This is a genomic window from Pseudomonas sp. P5_B2 (assembly GCF_056400445.1).
This window is the reverse complement of sequence record NZ_JBFULH010000248.1, coordinates 1-6,263: the sequence shown is the minus strand read 5'-3', so window position 1 is coordinate 6,263 and position 6,263 is coordinate 1. Positions and strand designations below refer to the sequence as shown.

General features: G+C 58.9%; 7 protein-coding genes and 1 pseudogene. All 8 read left to right on the top strand.

Going from position 1 to position 6,263, the window contains the following annotated elements:
- A pseudogene (locus AC1DRJ_RS17355) lies at positions 1-243 on the top strand (molecular chaperone SurA); the annotation flags it as partial.
- A complete protein-coding gene (gene pdxA, locus AC1DRJ_RS17350) occupies positions 240-1,229 on the top strand; it encodes a 4-hydroxythreonine-4-phosphate dehydrogenase PdxA (protein WP_477803233.1) in 990 nt (329 codons plus the stop codon). The pseudogene AC1DRJ_RS17355 and the gene pdxA, both read left to right, overlap by 4 nt.
- Positions 1,226-2,044, top strand: a complete 819-nt coding sequence (gene rsmA, locus AC1DRJ_RS17345; protein WP_477803232.1) for a 16S rRNA (adenine(1518)-N(6)/adenine(1519)-N(6))-dimethyltransferase RsmA — start codon at positions 1,226-1,228, stop codon at positions 2,042-2,044. Before pdxA ends, rsmA begins: the two co-directional genes overlap by 4 nt.
- Before the next feature lie 123 nt (positions 2,045-2,167).
- Positions 2,168-2,548 carry a Co2+/Mg2+ efflux protein ApaG gene (gene apaG, locus AC1DRJ_RS17340; protein WP_477803231.1) on the top strand — a complete coding sequence of 127 codons (381 nt, stop codon included), beginning with the start codon at positions 2,168-2,170 and terminating at the stop codon, positions 2,546-2,548.
- Positions 2,548-3,426: a symmetrical bis(5'-nucleosyl)-tetraphosphatase gene (locus AC1DRJ_RS17335; protein ID WP_477803230.1), complete on the top strand. Its 879-nt coding sequence runs from the start codon at positions 2,548-2,550 to the stop codon at positions 3,424-3,426. Before apaG ends, AC1DRJ_RS17335 begins: the two co-directional genes overlap by 1 nt.
- 33 nt (positions 3,427-3,459) lie before the next feature.
- Positions 3,460-3,789, top strand: coding sequence for a thiosulfate sulfurtransferase GlpE (gene glpE / locus AC1DRJ_RS17330; RefSeq protein ID WP_008061556.1), 330 nt, complete (start codon positions 3,460-3,462; stop codon positions 3,787-3,789).
- Between the two features lie 297 nt (positions 3,790-4,086).
- Positions 4,087-6,009: a PrkA family serine protein kinase gene (locus AC1DRJ_RS17325; protein WP_477803229.1), complete on the top strand. Its 1,923-nt coding sequence runs from the start codon at positions 4,087-4,089 to the stop codon at positions 6,007-6,009.
- A gap of 123 nt (positions 6,010-6,132) precedes the next feature.
- The coding region (locus AC1DRJ_RS17320) for a DUF444 family protein (RefSeq protein ID WP_477803234.1) at positions 6,133-6,263 on the top strand (131 nt) is incomplete at its 3' end.

Here is a 6,263-nt window from a genome sequence, read left to right as displayed (position 1 = left end):
GTGATGGCCAGCACCCCGCAGGGCAAGCTGTCCAAGCCGTTCCAGACCCAATACGGCTGGCACGTTCTGGAGGTGCTTGGCCGTCGCGCCACCGACAGCACCGCCCAGGCTCGCGAGCAACAGGCAATGACCGTACTGCGTAACCGCAAATACGACGAAGAGCTGCAAACCTGGCTACGTCAGATCCGTGACGAAGCGTACGTAGAGATCAAACTCCCTGGTGCAAGCCAGGCAGCGCAGTGAAACCGAAGCGTTTCGCGCTGACACCCGGCGAACCGGCCGGCATAGGTCCAGACCTGTGCCTGCTGCTCGCCTCGCAAGCCCAGCCACACCCCCTGATTGCCATTACCAGCGCCGACCTGCTCCTTGAGCGGGCCGCGCAGCTGGGTGTGGTTGTCAATCTGTTGCCGGTAACACCGGACAGTTGGCCGGATGTTCCTGCTCCTGCTGACAGCTTGTATGTCTGGGATACGCAGCTGAATGCGCCGGTCACCGCTGGACAACTGGAAAAGGCCAATGCCGCTTTTGTCCTGGAAACCCTGACCCGTGCGGGCCAAGGTTGCCTGGACGGGCATTTCGCCGGCATGATCACCGCCCCCGTGCACAAGGGTGTCATCAACGATTCTGGCATTGCCTTCTCCGGGCACACCGAATTTCTCGCTGACCTTACCCATACCGCACAGGTGGTGATGATGCTGGCCACGCGTGGATTGCGCGTGGCGCTGGTCACCACTCACCTGCCGCTGCGCGAGATTGCCGATGCAATCACGCCGGAGCGCCTGGAGCGGGTCACGCGAATCCTGCACACCGACCTGCAAGAAAAATTCGGCATCGCCCAGCCACGCATCCTGGTCTGCGGGCTTAACCCGCATGCCGGTGAAGGTGGGCACCTGGGCCATGAAGAAATTGACATTATCGAACCTACATTAGAGCGCCTGCGCGGTGAAGGCATGGACCTTCGCGGCCCCCTGCCCGCCGACACTCTGTTTACCCCCAAATATCTGGAGCACTGCKACGCAGTGCTGGCGATGTACCACGACCAGGGCTTGCCCGTGCTGAAGTACAAAGGCTTCGGTGCGGCAGTCAACGTGACCCTCGGCTTGCCGATCATCCGCACTTCGGTCGACCATGGCACCGCCCTGGATCTGGCCGGCAGCGGTAATATCGACACCGGCAGCCTGCAAGTCGCCCTGGAAACCGCCTACCAGATGGCCGAGACCCGTTTATGACCGAGCATTACCAACACAAGGCGCGCAAACGCTTTGGCCAGAACTTCCTGCACGATGCCGGCGTTATCGACCGCATCTTGCGCTCTATCCACGCCAAAGCCGAAGAACGCGTACTGGAAATCGGCCCAGGCCAGGGAGCCCTCACTCAAGGCCTGCTCAACAGTGGTGCCCAGCTGGACGTGGTGGAGCTGGACAAGGACCTGGTACCGATCCTCAATCAGATGTTCGCCGGCAGGAGCAACTTCAGCCTGCATCAGGGCGATGCGCTGAAGTTCGACTTCACCAGCCTGAACGCCGCGCCGGGCAGCCTGCGTGTTGTAGGCAACCTGCCATACAACATCTCCACGCCACTGATTTTTCACCTGTTGCATAACGCCAGCCTGATCCGCGACATGCACTTCATGCTGCAAAAAGAAGTGGTCGAGCGCATGGCGGCCGGCCCGGGTGGTGGTGACTGGGGCCGTCTGTCGATCATGGTTCAGTACCACTGCCGGGTCGAGCATCTGTTCAACGTCGGCCCGGGCGCGTTCAATCCGCCACCAAAGGTAGATTCGGCCATCGTGCGCCTGGTGCCCCACGCGGTACTGCCACACCCGGCCAAAGACCATAAATTGCTGGAGCGCGTCGTTCGCGAAGCCTTCAACCAGCGCCGCAAAACGCTGCGCAACACCCTAAAGCTGCTGCTGAGCAATGCCGAAATCGAGGCCGCCGGCGTCGATGGCAGCCTGCGTCCCGAACAACTCGACCTGGCCGCCTTCGTGCGCCTGGCCGACAAGCTCAGCGAGCAAGCCCTGAACCCGCCTGCCACCGACTGACAGGTGACAAGCGTTATCGGGTAGGACGCCAGACGCGATGTCTGGTTTACTATCCGGTACTTGGCCTAGACTGATCTCCATCAGTTAAGCCCCGCGTCCCGCTTCGTTTTTAAGGCCTCTTGCATGTCCGATCCTCGTTATCAGGTCGACGTCAGCGTCGTCACCCGCTATCTGGCAGAACAATCGCAGCCCGAGCACAGTCGCTTTGCCTTTGCTTACACCATCACCGTGCATAACAATGGCGAGCTACCGGCCAAACTGTTGTCGCGGCACTGGGTGATCACCGACGGTGATGGGCATGTCGAGGAGGTTCGCGGCGCCGGCGTGGTTGGCCAGCAGCCGTTGATCGAGGTGGGCGAGAGCCACACCTATAGCAGCGGCACGGTCATGACCTCCAAAGTTGGCACCATGCAAGGCACCTACGAGATGATTGCCGATGACGGCAAGCATTTCGACGCCGTCATTGCTCCATTCCGCCTGGCGGTGCCCGGAGCCTTGCACTAATGGCAACGTACGCCGTTGGCGACTTGCAAGGCTGCCTCGAGCCATTGCAGTGCCTGCTCAAGCAAGTCGCTTTCGACCCGGCCAAGGATCGCCTCTGGCTGGTGGGCGACCTGGTCAACCGTGGTCCGCAGTCGCTGGCAACCTTGCGCTTCCTTTATGGCATTCGTGAATCGCTGGTGTGCGTACTGGGCAACCACGACCTGCACTTGCTGGCCGCCGGGCGTAACATCGAACGCCTGAAAAAAAACGATACCCTGCGCGAGATTCTCGAAGCACCCGATTGTGCGCAGCTGCTGGAGTGGTTGCGCCAGCAAAAGCTCATGCACTACGACGAACAGCGCGACATCGCTCTGGTTCATGCTGGCATTCCACCGCAATGGTCATTGCGCAAAGCCTTGAAGTGCGCAGCCGAAGTTGAAGAAGCCTTGCGCGACGACAACCGTATCGCCCCGTACCTCGACGGCATGTACGGCAACGACCCGGCAAAATGGGACAGCGACCTCAAGGGCGTGACCCGCCTGCGCGTCATCACCAACTATTTCACCCGAATGCGCTTTTGCACCAGTGAGGGCAAACTCGACCTCAAGAGCAAGGAAGGCGTTGGCACAGCACTACCGGGCTATAAGCCCTGGTTCACGTACAAGGAGCGCAAGACCAAGGGCCTGAAGATCATTTTTGGCCATTGGGCGGCACTCGAAGGCCAATGTGACGAACCGGGAATCTTCGCGCTCGACTCCGGTTGTGTCTGGGGCGGAGCGATGACCCTGATGAATGTCGACACCTTTGAGCGGCTGCATTGCCAATGCAACGATAAGGGCCACAGCGAACCCGCCGCCCCAACCATTACCGAACAATCACCAGCCAGCGCCCCGCGCTAGGCTGCGCTACCAGCCGAGCCACAGGAGCCCGCCATGAGCGAATTCAAACGTATCCCCCCGGAGCAGGCCCAGGCCCTGCGCGAACAAGGCGCAGTGGTGGTCGATGTCCGTGATCCTGCCACCTTCGCCGCGCTGCACATCAGCGGCTCGAAGCATCTGGACAACCATTCCCTGCATGCCTTTATTCAGGGCGCAGATCTGGACGCGCCGACTGTAGTGGTTTGCTACCACGGCAATTCCAGCCAGGGTGCCGCAGCGTACCTGATCAGCCAGGGTTTCTCCGACGTCTACAGCATGGATGGCGGTTTTGAGCTGTGGCGCACGACTTATCCTGCGGAAACAGCGCAAGGCACCTCAGAATAAATTTTTTTGTAACGTGCAAGCCCCGCCCCCCGCGGGCTCGCGCGGTGGCAGACGAACGGTCTGCCACAACTAATTACGTATCTCGCCTTTACCTCCTGAATTCCCAACTATCCTTAAGCGCAGGCCATCCAAAACAGGGGAGAGCCGGTACACCGGCGCGCGGGTCATCGGGAGTAGCTTTCGGAGTGGTTAGCTCCGTGAGATTTCTGGGGGGTAAACAGCGACTGCCTGTTCGGTTGCTGCCAGCATCGACTGAGTGATCCGGCGTCGGCTCCACGTATCGAGCGAGGTGACGTCATGAGTATCTTTAGCCACTTCCAACAACGATTCGAGTCCACACGCCAGGAAGAACTCTCGCTGCAAGAGTATCTTGAGCTGTGCAAACAGGACCGCAGTGCCTACGCCTCCGCCGCCGAGCGACTATTGCTGGCCATCGGAGAACCGGAGCTGCTCGACACCTCGACCAACTCGAGACTGTCGCGAATCTTTTCCAACAAAGTGATCCGCCGCTATCCGGCCTTTGAAGACTTCCACGGGATGGAAGAATGCATCGACCAGATCGTGTCGTATTTCCGCCATGCCGCTCAGGGCCTGGAAGAGAAGAAACAGATCCTCTATCTGCTCGGCCCCGTCGGTGGCGGTAAGTCATCACTGGCCGAGAAACTGAAACAGCTGATCGAAAAAGTGCCCTTCTACGCGATCAAGGGCTCTCCGGTATTCGAGTCGCCACTGGGCCTGTTCAACGCCACCGAAGATGGCGCGATCCTCGAAGAAGACTTCGGTATCCAACGGCGCTATCTCAACACCATCATGTCGCCATGGGCCACCAAGCGCCTGGCCGAATTCGGTGGTGACATCAGCCAGTTCCGGGTGGTGAAACTCTATCCGTCGATCCTCAATCAGATCGCCGTGGCCAAAACCGAGCCGGGAGACGAGAACAACCAGGACATCTCGGCCCTCGTGGGCAAGGTCGATATCCGCAAACTGGAAGAATACCCACAGAACGACGCCGACGCTTATAGCTACTCGGGCGCACTGTGCCGGGCCAACCAAGGCCTGATGGAATTCGTCGAAATGTTCAAGGCGCCGATCAAGGTGCTGCACCCATTGCTGACGGCCACCCAGGAAGGCAACTACAACAGTACCGAAGGCCTTGGCGCGATTCCGTTTACCGGGATCCTGCTGGCCCACTCCAACGAGTCGGAGTGGCACACCTTCCGCAACAACAAGAACAACRAAGCATTCATCGACCGGATCTACATCGTCAAAGTGCCGTATTGCCTGCGGGTCAGCGACGAAGTGAAGATTTACGACAAACTGCTGTTCAACAGTTCTCTGGCCAAGGCCCATTGCGCGCCCGACACCTTGAAGATGCTTGCCCAGTTCACCGTGCTCTCACGCCTCAAGGAGCCGGAAAACTCGAACATCTATTCCAAGATGCGCGTGTACGACGGTGAAAACCTCAAGGACACCGATCCGAAGGCCAAGTCGATTCAGGAATACCGCGACAACGCCGGTGTCGATGAGGGCATGAACGGCCTGTCTACCCGCTTCGCGTTCAAGATTCTGTCGAAGGTGTTCAACTTCGACCCGCACGAAATCGCCGCCAACCCGGTGCACTTGCTGTACGTGCTGGAACAACAGATCGAACAGGAACAGTTCCAGGCCGAAACCCGCGAACGCTACCTGCGATTCCTCAAGGAGTACCTGGCACCGCGCTACATCGAGTTCATCGGCAAGGAGATCCAGACCGCTTACCTCGAGTCGTACAGCGAGTACGGCCAGAACATCTTCGATCGCTACGTCCTGTACGCCGACTTCTGGATCCAGGACCAGGAATACCGCGACCCTGAAACCGGCGAAATCCTCAACCGCGTCGCCCTGAACGAAGAACTGGAGAAAATCGAAAAACCGGCCGGCATCAGCAATCCGAAGGATTTCCGCAACGAAATCGTCAACTTCGTATTGCGCGCCCGCGCCAACAACAACGGCAAGAATCCGACCTGGCTCAGCTACGAAAAACTGCGGGTGGTCATCGAGAAGAAAATGTTCTCCAACACCGAAGACCTGCTGCCGGTCATCAGTTTCAACGCCAAGGCCAGCAAAGAGGACCAGCAGAAGCACAACGACTTCGTCACACGGATGGTGGAGCGCGGTTACACCGACAAACAGGTACGGCTTCTTTCCGAATGGTACCTACGGGTCCGGAAGTCGCAGTGAAGCAGCTGCAAGCTTCTAGCTACAAGCTGCAAGAGAAAAGCGGGTAAAGTCCCAATTCCGGGAACTGACGGCGCTTTCGCTTGCAGCTTGAAGCTTACGACTTGAAGCTCCCCGGAGKGGCCTATGAGCTATGTGATCGACCGACGTCTCAATGGCAAGAACAAGAGCACGGTGAACCGTCAGCGGTTTCTGCGGCGGTACCGTGATCACATCAAAAAGGCTGTCGAAGAGGCGGTCAGCCGGCGCTCCATTAC

Excerpts from the sequence above, each read along its gene's own strand:
- apaG (WP_477803231.1), top strand. The coding sequence starts at position 2,168 with ATGTCCGATCCTCGTTATCAGGTCGACGTCAGCGTCGTCACCCGCTAT.
- glpE (WP_008061556.1), top strand. The coding sequence starts at position 3,460 with ATGAGCGAATTCAAACGTATCCCCCCGGAGCAGGCCCAGGCCCTGCGC.
- rsmA (WP_477803232.1), top strand. The coding sequence starts at position 1,226 with ATGACCGAGCATTACCAACACAAGGCGCGCAAACGCTTTGGCCAGAAC.
- AC1DRJ_RS17335 (WP_477803230.1), top strand. The coding sequence starts at position 2,548 with ATGGCAACGTACGCCGTTGGCGACTTGCAAGGCTGCCTCGAGCCATTG.